Here is a 19,284-nt window from a genome sequence, read left to right as displayed (position 1 = left end):
TATCAAACTTACTTAGATGGTTTGAACTGAGATTTTCTCATTCGGTTTAGCGCGGCCATTACATCTAGTACGCGCGGCTTCGCTAAATCACCTTGATTTGGCATCATGGCATGCCAAGAATGGTTCAACATCTCCGCCACTTCTTTTGCTGGGTTGTTTGACCAACCAGGCAACTGCGCTAACTGGAACCACAGCCAACCAATGGCATTGATTTCAGAGCTTGATTCAAGCTGTTCTAGCGCTGACAGGTCGGCAAACTCTTTACCAAAGCGAAGTGAATCTGTTCCTTTGGCCGATACGCGGAACTTGCCATCAGCCAAGATGGTTTGCAGCGCAGCACGGTTTAGGCTTCGAGGGCGGAAGGTGGTTAGCGCATTTTCACTCTCGTTGTGACGTTGAGTAGGGTGCTGCTCAATCACCAGCTTAGCCTTTTCGGTTACATCGATTGCTTGGTAGTCGTGCATTTGAATCACGGTGTCAGCGACATCAAGGTAATCACCAGAGCCACCCATAACCACAAGCGTTGAGATCTCAAGTTCATCGCGCAATTGGCCAATACGGTCAACCAGCGGAGTAATCGGCTCATCACCTTTCGCTACCAAGGCTTGCATACGTTCATCACGGATCATGAAGTTAGTAGCTGAGGTATCTTCATCAATCAATAGGCTCGTCGCACCTGCTTCAATTGACTCCTGCAACCATGCCGCTTGAGAAGTTGAGCCAGACGCATCTTGCGTAGAAAAATCAGCAGTATCTTTGCCCATAGGCAAATGGTTAATGTAGTTAGATAGGTTTAAATTGTGCACACAACGGCCATCTTCGGCGCGGATCTTCATTGCTGCTGCATTGGTAACGATGCGCTCACGGCCATCACCTGGGATGTGATCGTAAATAGAACGTTCGATTGCAGTCAGTAGTGTTGATTTACCATGGAAACCACCACCAACAATCAAAGTAATGCCTTTTGGAACACCTAAGCCAGTGATCTCGCCTTGGTTTGGCGTGTTAAGCGTTACTTCTAGTGAGCTTGGCGCAGTGAAAGCCACTGCGTCTTTCATCGGTAAATCACAGTTACCAGCGATACGGGGTAGTACAGAGCCGTTAGCGACAAAAGCCACAAGGTTGTGCTCATCAAGTTGAGCGCGCAATGCATGTTGGTCTTCAACAATTTGGCAGTGCTCAATCAGTGCTTTTTTGTCTATTTCACGCTCTAGCGTCGCACGGCGAATAAATTTAGGCAGATGGAAGGTCAGAATATTGGTCGCCTTTTTACCTAGCACCGAACGGCCTTCCGCTGGAAGGTTAGCGCGAAAACGAATTTCAATGCCTTGCTCGGTAAATAGAACCGCTGTTGAGTCCAACACGGTTTGACCCGACAGCGAGATATCGATGTGCGACTCTTGCTTTGCAAATGCAGCAAATTGTCTGGCGATAAAGTCACGAGCGGCAACTTGATAAGCGTGAGACTGCTCTTTTAACCAATCAAGGCCAGTTACAGACCAAGGGCGAACTGCGCGTAGGCGTGAAGCAGAGGCGTATGGATCAGCTTGAATGTAATCAACATGGAGAGTGAAATCAGTGAAGTCATATTGACCTTTGATTTGTTGATACGCGCGGTAATTTTGTTTTTCGATTTTCTTTAGGGTCGCGATTAGCTGGTCCATAATGAATTCACTTCAAATAATAAAGGCGAGGATTATAGAAACCGCTCGCCATAGAGTAAAGAAACACACGAAGATAAACGCATTTAATTATTGTAAAGAGGGCTTAATTTCGTCACCGGTTTGCTGATTGAGTAAATTGACCTCGAATTCTTCGCATGGCATGGGTTTTCCGTAGAAGAAACCTTGGCCAAATTCACAGCCTTCCTTAATGATAAATTCTTCGTGGCTGATGTTTTCAATGCCTTCAACCGTGACTTGCAGGTTGAGTTTTTTAGCCACACTGATGATAGAGCGGACAATTTCTTTGTCTTCTTCGCAGTTGTCGAGTTGTTGAATAAAACTCTTGTCCACTTTGATGGCATCGAACGGGAATTTTTTCAGATAGTTGAATGATGAATAGCCAGTTCCGAAATCATCAAGTGACAAGGTAACGCCTAATTTATGCAGCGCCGCTAAGGTATTGCTTGCGGTGCTCTCATCAGCGATGAGGCCACTCTCGGTCACTTCCAGTTCTAGATACTCAACAGGCAGTTGGTAAGCTTCGAGAAGGTCTTGTATCTGCTCGGCAAAGTGAGGGTTTTTAAGCTGCACGGCAGAAATGTTGACCGCAATTTTAAAGTTGCTTACTTGCGTGGCCCATTCGGCCGCTTTTTGAATCGCAGAGCGCAATACAAACGTACCGACTTCGAAGATAAGCCCATTTTGCTCGGCCATGTGAATCAGTGTTTCATTGGAGATGTCGCCCAATATTGGGTGTCGCCAACGAAGTAGAGCTTCTGCGCCCGTCCATTGGTGCGACGTTGGTGATACCTTTGGTTGGAAGTAGAGCAGCAAGTCATCGCTTCGTACGGCTTGCAACAGATAGCTTTCTAGTTGGTTGATATTGGTCTGAACGTCAGAAATATCTTGCGAATAGAAGCTATATTTTCGCCCAGAATCTTTACAAGCGCGCATCGCTTCGGCGGCATGCTTTAAAAGCCCTAAGCTAGTTTTCGATTCATTAGTTGTGCTGACACCAATGTAGGAGTGCAAATGCAGGCGATCGCCTTCTACATCAAACTCGGAATGGCTTGCTTCGAGCACTTGTGCGCACAAATGATTAAGCGTTTCCGCCAAATTGGCTGAGTGAGTCAGTAGGACTAAATCGGTGGAAGTTGGGCGAGCTACGAGCAAATCCACGTTAGCAATTTGATTCAGACGTTGATGGAACTGAACCAATATACCTTCCCACACATCGTAACCATATTTGGCTTGAATCAACTTACCGTTAGTAAACCCAATATGTAGGGCGGCCGCTTGATGGTTAGCGTGTTTACTGCACTCCAGCAGCATTTGCTCGGTTTCAAATTCTAGCGAAGTGCGGTTTAGAAAGCCTGTGCCCAAATCGTGTCTTTGGTGATAAATGATTTTTTGCTCGGCTGCGCGGCGCTTATTGATCTCTTTATTCAGTGAGTAGTTTAGATCCACCAAATCTTGGGTGCGGGTGCTGACGCGAGACTTGAGCTCTTGATTGAGCTGTTGCAGCTTCTCGTTTTGATACAAGGTGGCTAACTGCGCTTGTACGGTGTCACGAAAGCTTTCGAGCAATGATTTATAGGTGTTAGAAAACTGATTGGTGTCAGAGTCTAAAATACAAATGGTGCCAAACGGGTCCCCGTTGGGCCAATTAATCGGCAGGCCACAATAGGCGATCATGCCGAGTTTAATGTCAGGGTTAGCGTCCCAATCTTTATCGTGAAGTGCATTGGGTACATGAAGCGCTTGTTGGGTATTGATGACATGTTCGCAGTAAAGGCCTTGGCCTAACGATTCGCTGTCACCGTTGTGATAAGGATGTGGTGTGTTGTCATTATTGGACACCACTTCGATGGTCTTTGGATGAATCCGCATGATTAATGCCGCAGGAACGGAAACAATAGTAGCAAGCAAGTTGACGATATTTTGCCAACTTTGCGACATTTCATCGGGAATAGATAAATTCTCTGTTACGATTTTCGACATATTTGAATAGTCCTTCATGCCTATGGCAAACGAGAGCATTCCGTGCTCTTACTAATAATAGACTTAATTATTTGGTTAACAATGGCATTGAAAGCAAACGGTGCTCACGATTGTTAACTGTATCAAAGAAAAACCCTGCAATGGATGCAGGGTTTTGTCGAATTTCGGCTTTCTCATTATTGAGACGAGAAGTTTAGTCGAGATAAGGTTTGATAATTTTTTCTAAATCAACTGGTTGCGTATAGTCAACTTGGTCAAATTCAAAGCCATTTAGCTGCATAAACTCTTGCTTAAACCCGGCATAATCGCCCAATTCAACGAAGTTACTTTGGTTCATTTGAGCCAGTAATGCCGTCACTTTTTGCTGGGTGTCTGGATCTAATTCCAAGTCATCAATACGGATCAAACGTTCACCGTCTACTGGGACATTAGCTTGGCCGTAAAGTTTGCTATTGAATAGGCGTTGCATCTGCTCGATGCATCCTTCATGAGTGCCTTTTTGCTTCATCACTTGGTACAGAGCCAATAAATACGGGGTAAGCCCTGGGATGAATACACTCGCTTTAGTGACTAAAGCTTTACACACACTGGCGTATGCGCCACCGTCAAAGTTAGCCAGTTTTAAATTCAAAGAGTGGCTAGTTTGATGTAAATCGACTTTAGCTCGGCCTAATGTGCCATCAAGGTAGATAGGGTGGGTGAACTCTGGGCCAATGTAGGAGAAAGCGACGGTTTGGCAGCCTTGCGCGACTGATTCCGCGTTGATCAGTGTATCAATCCACGCTTCCCAATCTTCGCCACCCATTACTTTGAGCGTACCTTCAATTTCAGCGTCGCTTGCAGCTTCAAGCGATGATTCAATCCATTGCTCACTGTCGAGCATCACAGATGCACCGGATACCGCTTCACCAATAGGCTTAATAGCAGAGCGCCACATTTCACCCGTTTGGTAGTTGGGTCTTACACCGCTCGCGACACTGTAGATGATTAGGTCAACTTCACCTTCAAAATAGGTTTCAATGGCCTCGATTACTTCTTCTTTGACTTGTTTGGAAAAGGCATCGCCTTGAATGTTCACCGCGATACGGCCTTCAATTTCTGCGTGCTTTTTAAAGTAGAGGTTATTGTAAAAGCCCGCGCTGCCAACCCCCTTTTCTGATGGCCCTCTTTCAAACGAGACGCCAATGGTGTCGGCATTCGCGCCACCAAATGCCAGTGCAATACGTGCAGCTAAGCCAAATCCGGAGGAAGCACCGATAATCAGTACGCGTTTAGGACCATTTTTAATGGGTTCTGCAGATTTTACGTACTCAATTTGTTTGAGAACGGCTTGCTCACAACCTAGGGGATGGGCGCTGCGTGCAACAACGCCGTGGATTTCTGGCTTTATTATCATTTTGCTCTCCTACGCCAAGTTTATTTATGTAGGGGTTGTACCTATAAGGTTCAACATAGCGTAAAACTAAGTAAAGTTTATTGAGCTATGGCAATTAGAGATGGTTTATTAACTGCTTAGAAACAAATTCGGCAATCCATGGTTGCGCATCGGGTTTTGGGTGTAATCCATCACTCATCATCCATTGTGGGTAATCACGAATGACAGGGTCTAAGAAGAAGGGCAGTAACGGTACATCCGATTGCTCAGCCACATTTGGATACACTTGGGTAAAGGCGTTGGTGTAACGTTTTCCGTAATTGGGTAGCACATGAATTTGCATCAAAAGTGGGGTAGCGTTGCTCTCTCTTATCATGCTAATCATGGTGGTGAGGTTGTCTTTAATAAGCGCTGGTGGAAATCCGCGCAGACCATCATTTGCACCCAGTTCGATGAGTACATATTGAGGTTTATGCTGGCTCAGCAAGTTAGGCAAACGGGCTAAACCGTTACCAGTGGTGTCACCAGAGATACTGCCGTTAACCACTTTGACCGCTTTACCTTGTTCGGCCATTACATTTGGCAATAAACTAGGCCAAGCATTTTCGATTGGCATTTGGTAGCCTGCACTTAGGCTGTCACCTAATATCAGAAGCGTTTTAGCGCTTACTGGATTGATGAAAAGTAACGCGAGTAGAAAGGATAATAGTCGTAGCATGCAAACATCCGTCATTAAAGCAACATCTCTATCCAAAACAGTTTCCACCAATCAAGAGCAATTAACAATCCTTGATGGCATAAACCTTGATATTAAATCGGGCGAAACCGTCGCGATTGTTGGTACATCTGGTGCGGGTAAATCAACCCTAATGACCCTACTGGCTGGCCTTGATGTACCAACCAGTGGTGAGGTTTCATTGTTAGGTAAACCGTTATCATCCCTTGATGATGAAGCAAGAGCCGCGATACGCAGTGAATCTGTGGGTTTTGTGTTTCAGAGCTTTCTTCTAATCCCAAGCCTTTCTGCTATCGATAACGTTACTCTTCCGTGCCTATTAAAAGGCGAAGAGGAAGATCAACAGCGCGCAAAAAGCTTGCTTGAGTCTGTAGGGCTTGGTCATCGTATGCACCATTCACCTGCGCAATTGTCTGGCGGCGAGCAGCAACGAGTGGCATTAGCGCGAGCCTTTATGATTAATCCTGAAATTCTGTTTGCTGACGAACCAACCGGAAACTTGGACCAACAGACAGCAAGCAAAGTGGTTGAGTTGTTGTTTGAGCTAAATCGTCAACACGGCACAACCTTGGTGTTGGTTACTCACGATATGAAGCTTGCGAATCAGTGTGATCGTATTGTGAAGATCGCTGGCGGCCAAATCGAGGAGGCGTAGCCATGAGCCAAGCACATGGATTAAATCGACGCTTGTTTCGATGGAGTATGAGCGAAATACGTCATGGCCAACTATGGCCAGTGACTATTGCTCTTACATTGATCATCGCTTCTATTTTTGCCTTGACAGCTTTAGCAGAGCGAATGGAGCAAGTAATCGTCAAGCAAGGCAAACAAGCACTTACCGCAGATAGCGTGTATACCTCGGCCAATCCGTTACCTGATACGCTGATTGCAGCGGCTGACGCGCAAAACTTGCCTAAAGCGACCCAAGTGCGTTTTGGCACGATGGCGTTTAGCGATCAAGAAATGAAGCTGATCACCGTTAAAGCGGTCGATTCTGCATATCCATTACAGGGCGATTTAAGGCTTAGCCAAGCGGGTAAAGAGGCAAGCCATGTTACGCCGGGACAATTGTGGCTTGATGAGCGTTTGTTTAGTCAGCTTGATGTTGAAGAAGGGCAAGTTATCGCGATAGGCGATGCTGAATTTGCCATCACAGGCCGGGTAGTTGAAGAGCCGGGTTTAAGTTTTAACCCATTTCAGCAAATGCCTTCTGCCTATATTCATAGTGATGATTTAGAAAAAACCGGCGCGATTCAATTAGGCAGTCGAGTCCGCTATAACCTTTACCTCAATGGTACAGAGCAGCAAATAGAATCGATTAAACAGACGGTCGAACTTTCACCGAGTGATCAATGGCGCGACCAAAATAGCGCTAGCCGCACCAATGAGATGTTCCAACGCACCGAGCAATATCTGTCACTGACTGTTGCAATTGTGGTGATCATGGCCGCTACGACACTAGTGTTAACTTGTCAGCATTACGTTACCACGCGTTTAAAAACCTTGGCGATGCTCAAAAGCTTGGGCGCAAGTCGAGCGTGGTTAAAGCGTTGGCTATCGATTCAGTTGGTTATTTTGTTGATTAGTGCTTCTGTCTTTGGCGTAGTGATTGGGATTGGATTGGAATACTTATTGCGCATTCCTTTGGCCGATCTCTTGCCTAATCCATTACCGGGTTATGGCGCAAATCCAGCTATTATTGCGATTGCGACTAGCTTATTAATTGCGATTCCAGCATTAGGCATTCCATTTATGAAACTGATTAATATCAGTGCGGTCAATGTGATGCAGCCTCAAGCTCAGCAGGGTAAGCGTGGCAAAGAATACTGGTTGCTACTGGTTCCAATAGTGCCGATGCTGGTGGTTTATCACAGCAACCAATTAGTTTGGATGGTGCTAGGCGGTATTGTCGCGTTGTTTGTTGTGTTAGCACTACTCAGTGTGGGCATAACCCGTACACTCGCAAAGTTACCACTGTCGCCAACTTATAAACTGGCCTTAAGTCGAATTAACCGCTCAAGTCTTGCCACTGGTATTCAATTTGGTGCTTTGGCGCTCTCGCTAATGTTGCTAGCGGTGATGTGGTTGGTTCGAACCGATCTTCTTGCAGATTGGCAGCGAACGCTACCGGATGACGCACCAAACGCGTTTGCGCTGAATATTGCTCCGTATGAAATTGAAAATTACGTTGCCAAGTTGGACAGTGCAGAGCTGATTCGTTCTGACGCTTATCCTATTATTCGCGGCCGTTTGACTACGGTAAATGATCAAGATGCTAAGCAACGAGCGCAAGGTGAAGAAGCCAGCGACGCGCTTCGCAGAGAAATCAACTTTACCTTTGCCGATCAAATGCCAAGTCATAACACACTGGTGGACGGTGAATGGCAGCAAGCGGGCAGTGTATCGGTTGAATCTGATGTGGCTAACGATCTTGGTTTGGAGATTGGTGATGAGCTTGGCTTTGTTATCAACAGCCAACCAATAGCCGCACGGGTTGATAGCATTCGTGCGGTAGAATGGCGCGATATGAAGCCCAATTTCTACTTCATCTTTAGCCCTGATGTTTTAAAGTCGATTCCGGCTACATATTTGGTCAGCTTTCGAGTGGAAGATCAGCACGATACTTTGCTCAATACACTCTCTCGTGAGCATCCTACCGTCAGTTTGATGGATATCCGCGTCATGGGTGCAAAAATCCAGCAATTGGTCGAGCAAATTGTTTGGGCTGTGACGCTGCTAGCGGCGCTGAGCGTGATTGCGGGACTATTGCTGATATTTACCTTGTTGCGATTGAGCTTGGGGCAAAGACAAAGTGAAATTCAACTTTATCGAACATTAGGCGCGAGTAAAAAGCGAGTGGTTCGCACTATTTGGGCTGAATATGGATTGATGGCGCTTGTAGCTGGTATTGTGGCCGTCGCAGGTGCGGAGTTGGTGGTTGCTGGGATCATAGAGATCGGATTTGATATGGCATTTTCCCTTCATTATCCACTTTGGATCGCTTTGCCAGTGCTTGCTTTTTGCACACTTGCACTAGTTGTTAACAGTCTGATAAAGCAGCTGTTAGTCCCGATAAATAAAGACTTTAGCTGACACTCTGTACGTTATAATCGCTAGTTACCCACAGAAGCTGTGGATAAAGTTCGGGATAACTTAACTGGCGAATAATACGTGTTAGCTCACAAAGCCAATGACCACGATGTGTAGCGCAAATTTGTTATTCACACAGAGCGGGAATTGGCTTTTCACAAAAAATACGTCAAGCTTTTTTTCGTTTTTTTTACAATGAAAATATGTGTTCAAACCCATCTAAAAAATGTGATTTTCATAGCAAGCTAAAGTCTTTAAAATACCATCAGAAAGAATGAATTACTGATCGAAATGAACTCAACTAATGATCGAAAGTCGGCACCTAAAGTCGCAATAATCGGAGCTGGCATCGCGGGCTCAACGGCTGCAATGCATCTTGCAGAGCAGGGCGTGAATGTCCATTTGATTGAGAAGAGCCCAAGCTTGGTCAGTGGCCCGCCAATTTGTCATTTGCATGCTGGTGGTAATTTATACCGAGAGATCTCGCTTGAGCAATGTCTTGAGCTGCTTACCCAGTCGATCAATTCTGTTCGTCTTTATCCTCATACTCTTAATCGTCGTCCGACTTTGATTGTGGTACCTAAAAGCGATGGCGGTGACCCAAATGCTTTGTTGCCTCGCTTAACTCAGATTCAATCTGTATACCAAAAGTTAGTAGAGCAAGACATTGCTAACAAAGTGTTGGGCGAGCCACAAGATTATTACCAACTCTATTATCGCGATGACTTAGAGGCGTTAAAAGGCCAGCCACAACCCAAAGATCCACAGGGCTTTGATGAATGGTTGATTCCTTTTGCAGAGCAGGCCGATCTCGATGGGATGACATACCCGATTGTCGCGGTGCAAGAACACGGTTGGAGCGTTTTCCGCATTGCGGCAACGGCCTCTTTAGTTCTTGAACAGCTCGACAACTGCCAATTAAGTGTTGCTAGCAAAGTCGTCGATGTGACTGAAAACGAGCAAGGCTGGAGTGTAACGGTTGAATCCGCCGAAGGGTTGCATACGCAAAACTACGATTATGTGATTAATGCTTGTGGTTTTAAAACCGGATCTATTGATGATTTGGTTGCCAAGAAACGCACACGCTTGGTGGAGTTTAAAGCCGCTTACGTGACTCACTGGCAGCACAACCAATACAAATGGCCTGAAGTGATCTTCCATGGGCCGCGTGGCAGCAAAAACGGCATGGCGCAGTTAACGCCATACGCCAATAATGTGTTCCAATTGCATGGTATGACCAAAGATATAACGCTGTTTGAAGATGGCCTTGTAACCAGCAATGGCGAATCCTCACAGCCGATGTTACCAGTAAGGCTAGAGAACAAAATTGAGCACGGTTGGCCTGAGCAAGTGCAAGTCTCGCGCAGCATGCGCGCCATTGAGCACATGAGCCGTTTCGTACCAGATTATGCGTCAGCAACAGAGTTTGGTACGCCATTGTTTGGCGCTCAGCAAATTCCGGGTGATGACGATACGTTACGTGCGGCAGATGTTAGCTTTGATGGTGACAATTATGCGCGGTTAGAAATCGTCAAAGGTTCTTCAGCGATTGAAGCGGCAATGAAAATTGCACAGCAGTGGGGCTTAGCGAAAAACGCAACAGATTCTATCGAACAAGCGCATCCAGTGACCATGGCCTTGACAGAGCAAATGGTTGTTGAGCGTGCGAAAGCGCTTGCCTTTCAACGTAATTATCCTGTTGAGTTAGCAGAGATATATGGAGAATATTAGGGTTTGATCGCCCTAATACTCTCAGCAGCAGTTTTAGTAACCGAAGTAGTCTGCCCAGCGACACCAAATCGATTGTAGTTCGCTTAAATCCCCTTTCACGAATGAGACAGTTTGCCCCGGTTTGGCTTGTGCTAAGCGCGGCAAATCAACACGCGCCACACAGCCTAGTTTTGGGTAGCCGCCTAAGGTTTGGCGATCATTGAGCAAAATGATTGGCTCGCCATCAGGTGGAACTTGAATCGCGCCAAGGGCAATACCTTCACTTAATAAGGTGTCAGTGGGTGCGTCGACTTTGGCTCCGGTGAGTCGATACCCCATGCGATTGATGTTTTGGCTTACCGTAAACGAGGTTTGATAAAAGTGGTTCAGCGCTTCATCGCTAAACAGTTGGGTTTGGAAACCTTCAATTACTCTCAGTTTTATAGGTAAGGAATAATCTGGCGTGAAGCGAAAACTTAGCTGGTTTTGCTTACTTGCTTGAGTTGCGATAACGGGTAACTTATCACCTGGTTGTAGCGCCAAGCCTTGGGTTAGACCACCGAGTTTGTCTCGTGCAACCGTAGAAGTGCTGCCTAATTGAGGCTCTACTTGAAAACCATGTTTGACGGCTAGATAACTGCGTAACCCTGATTGGGCGATAGCGAAACTCAGGGTTTGGCCTTTTCGCGCATTAAAGCTTGCCCAGTTAGCAATGGGTTGGTCATCCAGTTTGGCATTCATTTCAGCGCCAGTGATCGCCAGTTGGCAATCAGCATTAATTCGGTAACTGCTTTGGCCCAGAGTAATTTCAATACAGGCGGCGCCAGCGGGGTTGCTAAGTAACTTATTTGCCCAACTGTATGCGTAATCATCCAAGGCACCACCTTGAGTGATGCCCATTTGGCTTTGCCCAAAACGCCCGAGGTCTTGCAGTAGGCTTAAAGCGCCGGGTTTGATGATCTCAATATAGTCTCGACTCATTTCCAACCCTCATGTATTTGGCCACCAAATTCAATAAATGTCGCTTTATCAATCGAATAGAACTTCACTTCCGCACCTATAGAAAACGGTGTTACCGGTGTCTGGTTAGGGTCATAAAGATCAATTGGGCAATTACCTATAATGTTCCAACCACCTGGTGAAGCACTCGGATAGATGGCGGTTTTACTGCCAGCAATAGCCACGCTGCCTTTTGGTACATTCAGCCTTGGTGTGGATTGGCGTGGGTGTTCTAGTTCGGGTGGAACATCACTCAAAAAGGCGAAACCTGCCGAAAAACCAATGGCACTCACGAAATAGGTGCGCTCAGTGTGTAGGGCGATAACGTCATCAAGGGATAAGCCTCTATCTTTATACAAGGCTAAATCAGGGCCCACTTGACTATCATAATAGACTGGTAGTGGTATCACTTCGCGCTTGGTCGCTATTTGCGTAGGCTGGTAGTGGTCAATGATTGCTTCAATGGCTTTGGTAAGCGCGCTGGGGCTAATTCGATTAGGTAAATAATCGACCAAGATAGAGTCGTAAGCTGGTGTCGCATTCATTATAAAGTGCGCATGCTGACGATAGATTTCATTGGCAATGTAGCCGATCGCCATTGATAGCGATTTGCTCGAAGGGTGAACAAATCGAACCATCAACGCGGTTTCGGAGATAGGTTCAATACGATAGCGGAAGTCGTCCATATTAACCTCTGCCTAATTGTTGTTTGAGCTCAATTAGCGTTTGAAGCGCCGCGGGGTTGTCGCCATGCACGCAAATAGTGTCTGCTTCAATATCTAAGGTGTAACCGTCTATGGTGCGTACCTTGCCATAATTGACGATTTGCAGCACTTGGCCAATGATGTCTTCTTGGCGTGTTAATACTGAGCCTGCTTGTTCTCTAGGGGCAAGGCTGCCATCAACCAAATAAGCGCGATCGGCAAAGGCTTCGAATAACAGTGGGACATCGTAGCGCTCGGCAATATCGAAATAGTCACTGTTGTTTTGTTGCGCGAGCATCATGATAGGTAGGTTAAAACTTGCAGCTGCATCGACAATCGATTCAAAAACAGCAATATCGCGCATCATATCGTTATAGAGCGCGCCATGGGGTTTGATGTAGTCAACGCTATGATTGAAGCTTTCGCAAACCGCCTTAAGAGCGCCCACCTGGTAGATAACAGAGTAAGTGATTTCCTCGGCGGAAAGGGTCATACTGCGCCGACCAAAGCCAACGAGATCAGGGTAGCTAGGATGCGCGCCAACACTGACTTGATGCCGAACTGCGAGCTTAACTGTGTTCGCCATCGTGACGGGATCCGATGCATGAAACCCACAGGCAATGTTTGCCATGTCGATGAGTGGCATCACTTTGTCATCTTGCCCTTTAGTCCAACTACCAAAACTTTCACCCATGTCGCAATTTAAGGTGAGGCGTCGTTGTGTCATAGATACGCTCCCTGTACCAAATCCTTTACCTCAGTGTTTAGCATAGATTGCCGCAGGTACAATTTGCACTTTAGCGCGGCAATGGTTTGTTCCCTTGTTGTACAAGGCGGCTTTTGATTGTTACAAACTAGATTATCGTGAATAACAACGTTGTGTCAGTGACTTAGGTAGGATTGTTCGTGCTGATGGTATCGAGATTATTGGCGTGACGCCCAAATTTACAATGTGGCCGTTTTTAGTCTGTGTATAGAAAACAAACAATATTGCTTGGTGCTTTTGCTCATTTGATACATAATGAATATATCAAATGATGGAGGTGGCGATGCAAACATTCCAAAGTTATAAACCAACGCCGGCTAAAGCTTCGTTTTGGCAGCAAGTAGGCTTGCCTGCTCGCGGCATTAAGTTGCATCAAGCATTGCATGAAGGGCTGCCGTTTGAGGTGTTTGGCAAACTTGCAAGCATCTCAGGTTTTGATAAGCAAGACGTGGCAAATGCAACAGCAATTCCAAGAGCGACGCTGCAACGTCGGGCTAAGTCAGGTCGCTTTAATAAAGAAGAAAGCGATAGGCTGTATCGTTTTGCGGAAGTGTATCGTGTGAGTCTCGATTTGTTCGAGTTAGATGCCGCAAAAGCGCGTCAATGGTTAACGACTTCGGTAGTTGGGTTGGGCAATAATAAGCCAATTGCTATGTTATCGACTTCGGCAGAAACAGAAGCGGTGCTTGATTTGATTGGCCGACTAGAGCATGGGGTCTTCTCTTAATGCTTTATGGCTACCGGATTGTCAGTAAAAAATGGGCGGCCAACGCATTTGATGGCGAAGGCGCTCGTTTGTATGGCGGCAGGTGGAACAGTAAAGGCAAAGGTTGTGTCTATCTTGCAGGCTCTGAATCGCTAGCCATGTTAGAGATGTTGGTTCATTTACAAAATAGTGAATTGCTAGCGAGTTACGAATTGTATCAAGTCGCTTTTAGTCAGCAGAGTGGTCTAGCCATCGATGACGCAGATTTACCTTTAAATTGGCAAGAGAACCCCGCACCAATTGAGACGGCAGAACTCGGCGATCAATGGCTTCAAAGCTTAGCAAGCCCTATTTTATCTGTACCTTCTACTATTGTCCCCCGTGAACGAAACTACCTACTCAACATTCAACACCCTGATGCTCATACCATAGTGCAATCAGCAACTCGTCTCGATTTCCAGTTTGACTTACGACTCATCAAATAAGCGTTTTTCCATTTAAGTGAAATGACTCGACGTTACTGTGTTTATATACAGTTATTATGACTTCTTTAATCGGGAGGTTATATGTCATCCTATACTAAACAAGAACTTTACCGCTTTATTGTTGAAGCGAAAGCTAATTCATATATCGGGCGCGCTCCTAAATCTTTGCCTTCACGCAAAGGCGCTAGTGATATTCAATACCAAAGAGGCTCATTTCAATACCTCGACAGTTACTTCGGAGGCACCGATTTTCTAGGACAAGAAGTGGTGTATTTTGAAGGTGAACCTGTTTGGGCTATGAACTATTACGGGAAAATTTTAAGGCCTGATATTTATAACGGAGAGAAGTCTGGCAATGCGGTAATAACAGCATTAACTGAAATCTATCAGTCAGGTGAGTTTCTTGGTGATTCGGTGATTGATACAAATTGGGGGCGATATCACGACACCAATAAAGGGGATGTTCATTCGTTCACTGGATACGAATGGATTGAGCTGGAACAGGAGAAGGTTTACGACTTGCACTATCACGGCGGCTTAATTAAGTGTTGAACCTCTTGGTTAGGTCGATGTGGTGCTCTTGGTCACACTCATAAAGAAACTTAAGGAAAGGAAACTCTTGGCTGATTTTGACTGTTACACTCAATTTATGACTAAATTTGATCGTCGGAGCTAGGTATGGAAATCTCGTTACGTAAAGCCAAATTCTCAGATTTAGATTTTTTAATGACGTTAAGAGATCGAACCATGAGGGAATACTTGATTGGTGCCAACATGCCAATCAGTGATGAAGCGTATCAAAAGCGGATCCATTACCATTTCGAACACGCACAGATCATAGAGTACGAGGGCAAATCTGTGGGGTTGTATAAAGCAACTTACGATCAGGATACGAATTATTGGTATTTGGTTCAGCTACAGGTTTTACCCGAATATCAAGGCAAGCGTATTGGTAGTCAGTTGCTTGAACATTTGATTGACTGCGCAACGCAAACCCGTTCAAAAGTTGGCCTAAGTGTGATTAAGTCGAACCCAGCACGAAAGCTTTATTCGCGACATGGCTTTAAGGTTGTCGAAGAAAGTGAGTCGGAGCTTTTAATGCGAAGAGAGGCAGTATAGAAATGGATGTTCATCAATGCGTTTCGTTTATGCTTGTCAGTCAAAATAGGGTATTGCTAGAAAAGCGTGGTGCTGAACGAGATACAGATGCCGGTATGACTAACATTCCCGGTGGTCATATGGAATCGGGAGAAGAGCAGAAAGATACGTTGATGCGAGAACTGATGGAAGAACTGCAAGTGACGCCAGTGCGCTCTCAATATCTGTGCTCTCTTTACCACCCAACTTCGGAACTACAACTGATTCACTATTACGTCGTTACTCAGTGGCAAGGGGAAATAACCGCGCTCGAAGCGGAGTGTGTCGAATGGTTCGATATCAATCCAGACAATGTCACTATTGATGCTGATAAAGTTGCGCTAAAAGAGTATCAACGTTTAAGTGCTCACCTAATACTGAAATGAAAGAGAGGCAATAGTGCCTCTCCTTTAACTAGTCACTGGTATTGAAAGTTATTTTACAGCTTTAGTAATGCCTAAGGTATAACTAAGCATAATCACATTGAGGTTTAGTATTCTGCTTCGCTGTACCTGCATTTAATGGTCGCTCTTTAATTTGTGGCCTTTCCACGGTTGATTCAGGCTCTTTCGCTTTAACAACCGGCATAGCGGGTAGAATCGCGGCATTGAGCTTTTTGCCCATCTCACTTTGCCAAGGTGCATTGGTATTTGCTGGGCGACTTTCAACAATTTCACCTTGATCAAGCACGATAACTCGATGGCAGAACAGATCGACTAAACGCAAGTCATGGGTGATAAGTAAAAATGCCGTGCCGGATTCTTGTTGAATCGATTTGAGCAAGGCAATCATTTGCTGCTGGAGCACTAAGTCTAAACTTGATAGGGATTCATCAAGAGCGATCAATTTTGGTTTTACCGCTAGAGCGCGTGCAATACCAACCCGTTGCAACTGACCTCCGCTTAATTGTCCTGCTTTTCGAGCTAGTAAATCAGCATCGAGTCCAACTTTGGCCATTAATTGCTGACTTTCAGATTCAATCTCTTGTTTAGAAAGCTTGCGTAGATAACGCAAAGGCTCTGCTAATATCTGGCCAATGGTTTGGCGTGGGTTTACCGCACCAATTGCGTCTTGAAATACCAATTGAACCTCTTGGCGATAGTCAATCCAATCTTGTTTAGTAAAGTTCGAGATTGGTTTCCCTTGATAGAAGATACTGCCATCACTGGTAGGTTCTAAGCCTAATATCAGTCGACATAACGTGCTTTTTCCGCTGCCACTTGCGCCAACCAAAGCGACCGATTCACCTTGCTTAATTTCAAGATTAATGTCGGTCAGCACTTGTTTAGTGGCTTGCTTGGTAAGTAGGCCTTGCGGCTGGTAGCGTTTAGCGACGCCTTGAACCGAGATAAACGTTTTATCAACCATTGCTGACCTCCTTGTACAGAGAAAGGTGTGCATTAAGCAACGCTTTTGTTGCAGGATGGGTAGGCTGGTGGAAGATCTGCTCAACGGAGCCTTGTTCGACAATTTGACCGTCAGACATTACCGCCACGTGGTCAGCCATTCTTGCCACTACCCCAAAATCATGGGTTACCAACAATACACCGAGATTGCGCTTTTTACTGATCTGCTCTAAGCGGTTGAGAATATGCGCTTGCACTACTAAGTCGAGATCAGTTGTAGGTTCATCCGCCACAAGCAACTCAGCGCAACTGACGAGGGCAAGTGCAAGCATCATGCGTTGTAACATGCCGCCACTCATTTGAAACGGATAGAGTGTGAGCGTGTTTTCGCAATCTTGCAGCCCGGCATCTCGCATCGCCTCAATTAAGGTTGTTTGCTCAAATTTCTGCCCACTTGCTTGCATGGTCTCAACCCCATGCTGTTTCATGGTCTGCAATGGATTAAATGCACTAGCTGGATTTTGCATGATGCAGGAGAGGTGTTTTCCGCGAATTGAACGAACATTGATAGCCTGATCATCAAGTCGAATATCACACTCATAGCGTAAGTTGTTGGGCAGTAAATCAAACAGCGCAGAGCAGGTGATTGATTTGCCGGAGCCACTAGCGCCGACTAAAGCGAGCACAGAGCCTGATTCAATGGTGAGGCTAATGTTTTCGACTAACCGAGTGTCGCCAGCGTTGACGTAGAGATTATTTAATTCGAGTTTCATCCGCTGTGCTCCAAGTTAGGGTCAAGTTTGTCCCTTAGCGCATCGCCTAACAAGTTAAAGGCCATAACACTGATTAGAATCGCCAATCCCGGCCAGATGACCAACATCGGATTACTCCAAATGAACTGACGAGCATCGTTAATCATCACGCCCCATTCAGGCGTTGGAGATTGCACTCCTAAACCTAAGAAGCTCAAACCCGACACATGCAACATGACATGGCCGATATCTAATGTGGCGAGTACCATTAACTGAACCATGATGTTGGGTAAAACATGAATCCGAAAGCGAGCAATGGGCGGAACGCCAGCCAGTTTTGCCGCTCGTAAGTAATCGCTTGAACGTACTGACAACACGAGGCTGCGCGCAATACGTGCGTACCAAGCCCAGTGGGTAACGGCGATAGCGATGATGACGTTGACTAACCCTGTACCAAGAATCGCAACCATAAAGAGCGCCAATACAACCGTTGGGAAAGTCATAAATACATCACAAGTGCGCATGATGATTTGATCGGTACGGCCACCTACAAAGCCCGCTAAACCGCCAAGCCCAACACCTATGATCAACATAAGGGCTAACGTGGCGAATACGGCACCAAGGGATACTGATGTGGCGGTAATTAGGCGAGAAAACGTGTCTCGGCCAAGATGATCGGTACCAAGTAAATGTTCGCTACTCATGCCTTGCAATCGTTCGGTGAGATCAATCGCGTTTGGGTCATAAGGGGCAAGCCATGGGGCGGATATAGCGATAAATAGCAGTATCGCCAGAACAACAAAGCCTAATAAGGCGCTGATAGGTGTGTTTCGAATTACTGACATTCTGCGGCCTCCAAGCGAATTCTTGGGTCAAGCCACGCATAGATAATATCGATCACTAAGTTACAAAGGATGAAGATCGTCGTCATCATCAAGGTGAAGCACTGAATGATTGGGTAATCGTTATTGCTGATCGCCGTGATGGCGTAGCGGCCAACGCCGGGCCAACTGAAGATACTCTCTACGACCAGTGAGCCACCAATTAGCTCACCAATGTGCATGCCTGCCGCAGTCACTATCGGCAATAGGCTATTGCGTAATATGTGCGTTCGTTCTACTCGGCTATCTGAAATGCCGCGAATACGCGCATAGCGAACGTGTCGCTGTCCGCTGACTTCAAGCATACTGGCTCGCAGTAGTCGGGCATTAATACATAGCGACATAAATGCGATAGCAAAGCCTGGTAGTAACATGTGAGATAAACCACCATATCCCATCGGTGGTAGCCAATTTAACTGAATAGAAAACAGCAACACTAACAAGAAGCCTAACCAGAAGTTAGGGATTGAAACCCCAATAAACGCCAAACCACGGATAGTAAAATCAGGCCATTTGTCACGATACCGTGCTGCCCAAATCGCTAGTGGAATTGAGAGCAGTAAAGTGAGCATCAAAGCAAATGAGGCCAGTTTTAGCGTCGCGGGAAGGTAGTACATTAAATCTTCAAGAACAGGCCGACCGGTCATGTATGACGTGCCAAAATCAAGGTGAATGGCGTTATAGAGCCATTCGCCATATTGCTCCCATAATGGTTTATCTAAACCAAGAAAACGTTCTGCTTCAGCGATGGAATGATCAGAAAGCGGAATGTTAGAAGCGCGCAAGTAGGCGAGCGCGGGCTCGGCACCACTCAAACGTAAGAAGAGGAAGATAATAAGCGATACTGCCCATAATAGGGGAACGACAAGCAGTAGCCGCTTTACAACAAAAGATAACATGATGAATCCTTTGCCAGCCTCGCGGCTGGCATT

General features: G+C 45.9%; 19 protein-coding genes. 8 read left to right on the top strand and 11 right to left on the bottom strand.

Going from position 1 to position 19,284, the window contains the following annotated elements:
• Positions 1–8 precede the first annotated feature (8 nt).
• From MU515_RS09810 to MU515_RS09795, 4 genes are all read right to left on the bottom strand, one after another.
• Positions 9–1,664 carry an ABC-ATPase domain-containing protein gene (locus MU515_RS09810; RefSeq protein ID WP_260260245.1) on the bottom strand — a complete coding sequence of 552 codons (1,656 nt, stop codon included), beginning with the start codon at positions 1,662–1,664 and terminating at the stop codon, positions 9–11.
• An 87-nt stretch (positions 1,665–1,751) separates the two neighbouring features.
• Positions 1,752–3,665: a bifunctional diguanylate cyclase/phosphodiesterase gene (locus MU515_RS09805; RefSeq protein ID WP_260260244.1), complete on the bottom strand. Its 1,914-nt coding sequence runs from the start codon at positions 3,663–3,665 to the stop codon at positions 1,752–1,754.
• A gap of 193 nt (positions 3,666–3,858) precedes the next feature.
• Complete coding sequence (fabV, locus tag MU515_RS09800; protein ID WP_260260243.1) at positions 3,859–5,061, bottom strand: enoyl-ACP reductase FabV; 1,203 nt, start codon at positions 5,059–5,061, stop codon at positions 3,859–3,861.
• 94 nt (positions 5,062–5,155) lie between these two features.
• Positions 5,156–5,758 carry an arylesterase gene (locus MU515_RS09795; RefSeq protein WP_260260242.1) on the bottom strand — a complete coding sequence of 201 codons (603 nt, stop codon included), beginning with the start codon at positions 5,756–5,758 and terminating at the stop codon, positions 5,156–5,158.
• Between MU515_RS09795 and MU515_RS09790 the strand changes: the two genes are divergently transcribed.
• From MU515_RS09790 to MU515_RS09780, 3 genes are all read left to right on the top strand, one after another.
• On the top strand, positions 5,757–6,431 hold the full coding sequence (locus MU515_RS09790; RefSeq protein WP_260260241.1) for an ABC transporter ATP-binding protein: 675 nt from the start codon (positions 5,757–5,759) through the stop codon (positions 6,429–6,431). The two genes, MU515_RS09795 and MU515_RS09790, sit on opposite strands and share 2 nt — an antisense overlap.
• 2 nt (positions 6,432–6,433) lie before the next feature.
• Positions 6,434–8,869, top strand: a complete 2,436-nt coding sequence (locus MU515_RS09785) for an ABC transporter permease (protein WP_260260240.1) — start codon at positions 6,434–6,436, stop codon at positions 8,867–8,869.
• 288 nt (positions 8,870–9,157) lie between these two features.
• The gene (locus MU515_RS09780) at positions 9,158–10,597 is read left to right on the top strand and encodes an FAD-dependent oxidoreductase (RefSeq protein ID WP_260260239.1); all 1,440 of its coding nucleotides are present in this window, start codon (positions 9,158–9,160) and stop codon (positions 10,595–10,597) included.
• Positions 10,598–10,630: 33 nt separating this feature from the next.
• Here the strand turns inward: MU515_RS09780 and MU515_RS09775 are convergent, their stop codons facing one another.
• Genes MU515_RS09775 through MU515_RS09765 form a run of 3 tightly spaced genes read right to left on the bottom strand, consistent with a single transcriptional unit; the run spans position 10,631 to position 13,006 of the window.
• A complete protein-coding gene (locus MU515_RS09775) occupies positions 10,631–11,557 on the bottom strand; it encodes a 5-oxoprolinase subunit C family protein (RefSeq protein ID WP_260260238.1) in 927 nt (308 codons plus the stop codon).
• Positions 11,554–12,261, bottom strand: coding sequence for a 5-oxoprolinase subunit B family protein (locus tag MU515_RS09770; RefSeq protein WP_260260237.1), 708 nt, complete (start codon positions 12,259–12,261; stop codon positions 11,554–11,556). Before MU515_RS09770 ends, MU515_RS09775 begins: the two co-directional genes overlap by 4 nt.
• Before the next feature lies 1 nt (position 12,262).
• Positions 12,263–13,006, bottom strand: coding sequence for a 5-oxoprolinase subunit PxpA (locus tag MU515_RS09765; RefSeq protein WP_260260236.1), 744 nt, complete (start codon positions 13,004–13,006; stop codon positions 12,263–12,265).
• Positions 13,007–13,328: 322 nt separating this feature from the next.
• Here MU515_RS09765 and MU515_RS09760 point away from each other — a divergent pair, with 322 nt between their 5' ends.
• The 5 genes from MU515_RS09760 to MU515_RS09740 all read left to right on the top strand — a co-directional run bounded on the left by MU515_RS09760 (position 13,329) and on the right by MU515_RS09740 (position 15,759).
• The gene (locus MU515_RS09760; protein WP_260260235.1) at positions 13,329–13,772 is read left to right on the top strand and encodes an Xre family toxin-antitoxin system antitoxin; all 444 of its coding nucleotides are present in this window, start codon (positions 13,329–13,331) and stop codon (positions 13,770–13,772) included.
• On the top strand, positions 13,772–14,236 hold the full coding sequence (locus MU515_RS09755) for an RES family NAD+ phosphorylase (protein WP_260260234.1): 465 nt from the start codon (positions 13,772–13,774) through the stop codon (positions 14,234–14,236). The genes MU515_RS09760 and MU515_RS09755 overlap by 1 nt, the downstream gene beginning before the upstream one ends.
• Before the next feature lie 81 nt (positions 14,237–14,317).
• Positions 14,318–14,788 carry a DUF5680 domain-containing protein gene (locus tag MU515_RS09750; RefSeq protein ID WP_260260233.1) on the top strand — a complete coding sequence of 157 codons (471 nt, stop codon included), beginning with the start codon at positions 14,318–14,320 and terminating at the stop codon, positions 14,786–14,788.
• Positions 14,789–14,914: 126 nt separating this feature from the next.
• Positions 14,915–15,355 (top strand): GNAT family N-acetyltransferase, encoded by a 441-nt coding sequence (locus MU515_RS09745; RefSeq protein WP_260260232.1) that lies wholly within the window; start codon positions 14,915–14,917, stop codon positions 15,353–15,355.
• Between the two features lie 2 nt (positions 15,356–15,357).
• A complete protein-coding gene (locus tag MU515_RS09740) occupies positions 15,358–15,759 on the top strand; it encodes an NUDIX hydrolase (RefSeq protein ID WP_260260231.1) in 402 nt (133 codons plus the stop codon).
• Between the two features lie 82 nt (positions 15,760–15,841).
• Here the strand turns inward: MU515_RS09740 and MU515_RS09735 are convergent, their stop codons facing one another.
• From MU515_RS09735 to nikB, 4 genes are read right to left on the bottom strand one after another with little or no spacing between them, the layout of a single operon-like run.
• On the bottom strand, positions 15,842–16,741 hold the full coding sequence (locus tag MU515_RS09735) for an ATP-binding cassette domain-containing protein (protein WP_260260230.1): 900 nt from the start codon (positions 16,739–16,741) through the stop codon (positions 15,842–15,844).
• Positions 16,734–17,492 carry an ATP-binding cassette domain-containing protein gene (locus MU515_RS09730; RefSeq protein WP_260260229.1) on the bottom strand — a complete coding sequence of 253 codons (759 nt, stop codon included), beginning with the start codon at positions 17,490–17,492 and terminating at the stop codon, positions 16,734–16,736. The genes MU515_RS09735 and MU515_RS09730 overlap by 8 nt, the downstream gene beginning before the upstream one ends.
• Positions 17,489–18,316, bottom strand: a complete 828-nt coding sequence (gene nikC, locus MU515_RS09725; protein WP_260260228.1) for a nickel ABC transporter permease subunit NikC — start codon at positions 18,314–18,316, stop codon at positions 17,489–17,491. The genes MU515_RS09730 and nikC overlap by 4 nt, the downstream gene beginning before the upstream one ends.
• Positions 18,307–19,251 (bottom strand): nickel ABC transporter permease subunit NikB, encoded by a 945-nt coding sequence (nikB, locus tag MU515_RS09720; RefSeq protein ID WP_260260227.1) that lies wholly within the window; start codon positions 19,249–19,251, stop codon positions 18,307–18,309. Before nikB ends, nikC begins: the two co-directional genes overlap by 10 nt.
• Positions 19,252–19,284 lie beyond the last annotated feature (33 nt).

The organism is Vibrio intestinalis, from assembly GCF_025195085.2.
Lineage (GTDB): Bacteria > Pseudomonadota > Gammaproteobacteria > Enterobacterales > Vibrionaceae > Vibrio > Vibrio intestinalis.
The sequence above is the reverse complement of the archived record's forward strand: the minus strand, read 5'-3'. Positions and strand labels throughout refer to the sequence as shown.

Excerpts from the sequence above, each read along its gene's own strand:
- nikB (WP_260260227.1), bottom strand. The coding sequence starts at position 19,251 with ATGTTATCTTTTGTTGTAAAGCGGCTACTGCTTGTCGTTCCCCTATTA.
- MU515_RS09765 (WP_260260236.1), bottom strand. The coding sequence starts at position 13,006 with ATGACACAACGACGCCTCACCTTAAATTGCGACATGGGTGAAAGTTTT.
- MU515_RS09785 (WP_260260240.1), top strand. The coding sequence starts at position 6,434 with ATGAGCCAAGCACATGGATTAAATCGACGCTTGTTTCGATGGAGTATG.
- MU515_RS09745 (WP_260260232.1), top strand. The coding sequence starts at position 14,915 with ATGGAAATCTCGTTACGTAAAGCCAAATTCTCAGATTTAGATTTTTTA.
- MU515_RS09780 (WP_260260239.1), top strand. The coding sequence starts at position 9,158 with ATGAACTCAACTAATGATCGAAAGTCGGCACCTAAAGTCGCAATAATC.
- MU515_RS09770 (WP_260260237.1), bottom strand. The coding sequence starts at position 12,261 with ATGGACGACTTCCGCTATCGTATTGAACCTATCTCCGAAACCGCGTTG.
- MU515_RS09795 (WP_260260242.1), bottom strand. The coding sequence starts at position 5,758 with ATGCTACGACTATTATCCTTTCTACTCGCGTTACTTTTCATCAATCCA.
- nikC (WP_260260228.1), bottom strand. The coding sequence starts at position 18,316 with ATGTCAGTAATTCGAAACACACCTATCAGCGCCTTATTAGGCTTTGTT.
- MU515_RS09730 (WP_260260229.1), bottom strand. The coding sequence starts at position 17,492 with ATGAAACTCGAATTAAATAATCTCTACGTCAACGCTGGCGACACTCGG.
- MU515_RS09735 (WP_260260230.1), bottom strand. The coding sequence starts at position 16,741 with ATGGTTGATAAAACGTTTATCTCGGTTCAAGGCGTCGCTAAACGCTAC.
- MU515_RS09755 (WP_260260234.1), top strand. The coding sequence starts at position 13,772 with ATGCTTTATGGCTACCGGATTGTCAGTAAAAAATGGGCGGCCAACGCA.
- MU515_RS09805 (WP_260260244.1), bottom strand. The coding sequence starts at position 3,665 with ATGTCGAAAATCGTAACAGAGAATTTATCTATTCCCGATGAAATGTCG.
- MU515_RS09750 (WP_260260233.1), top strand. The coding sequence starts at position 14,318 with ATGTCATCCTATACTAAACAAGAACTTTACCGCTTTATTGTTGAAGCG.
- MU515_RS09775 (WP_260260238.1), bottom strand. The coding sequence starts at position 11,557 with ATGAGTCGAGACTATATTGAGATCATCAAACCCGGCGCTTTAAGCCTA.
- MU515_RS09790 (WP_260260241.1), top strand. The coding sequence starts at position 5,757 with ATGCAAACATCCGTCATTAAAGCAACATCTCTATCCAAAACAGTTTCC.
- MU515_RS09760 (WP_260260235.1), top strand. The coding sequence starts at position 13,329 with ATGCAAACATTCCAAAGTTATAAACCAACGCCGGCTAAAGCTTCGTTT.
- fabV (WP_260260243.1), bottom strand. The coding sequence starts at position 5,061 with ATGATAATAAAGCCAGAAATCCACGGCGTTGTTGCACGCAGCGCCCAT.
- MU515_RS09740 (WP_260260231.1), top strand. The coding sequence starts at position 15,358 with ATGGATGTTCATCAATGCGTTTCGTTTATGCTTGTCAGTCAAAATAGG.
- MU515_RS09810 (WP_260260245.1), bottom strand. The coding sequence starts at position 1,664 with ATGGACCAGCTAATCGCGACCCTAAAGAAAATCGAAAAACAAAATTAC.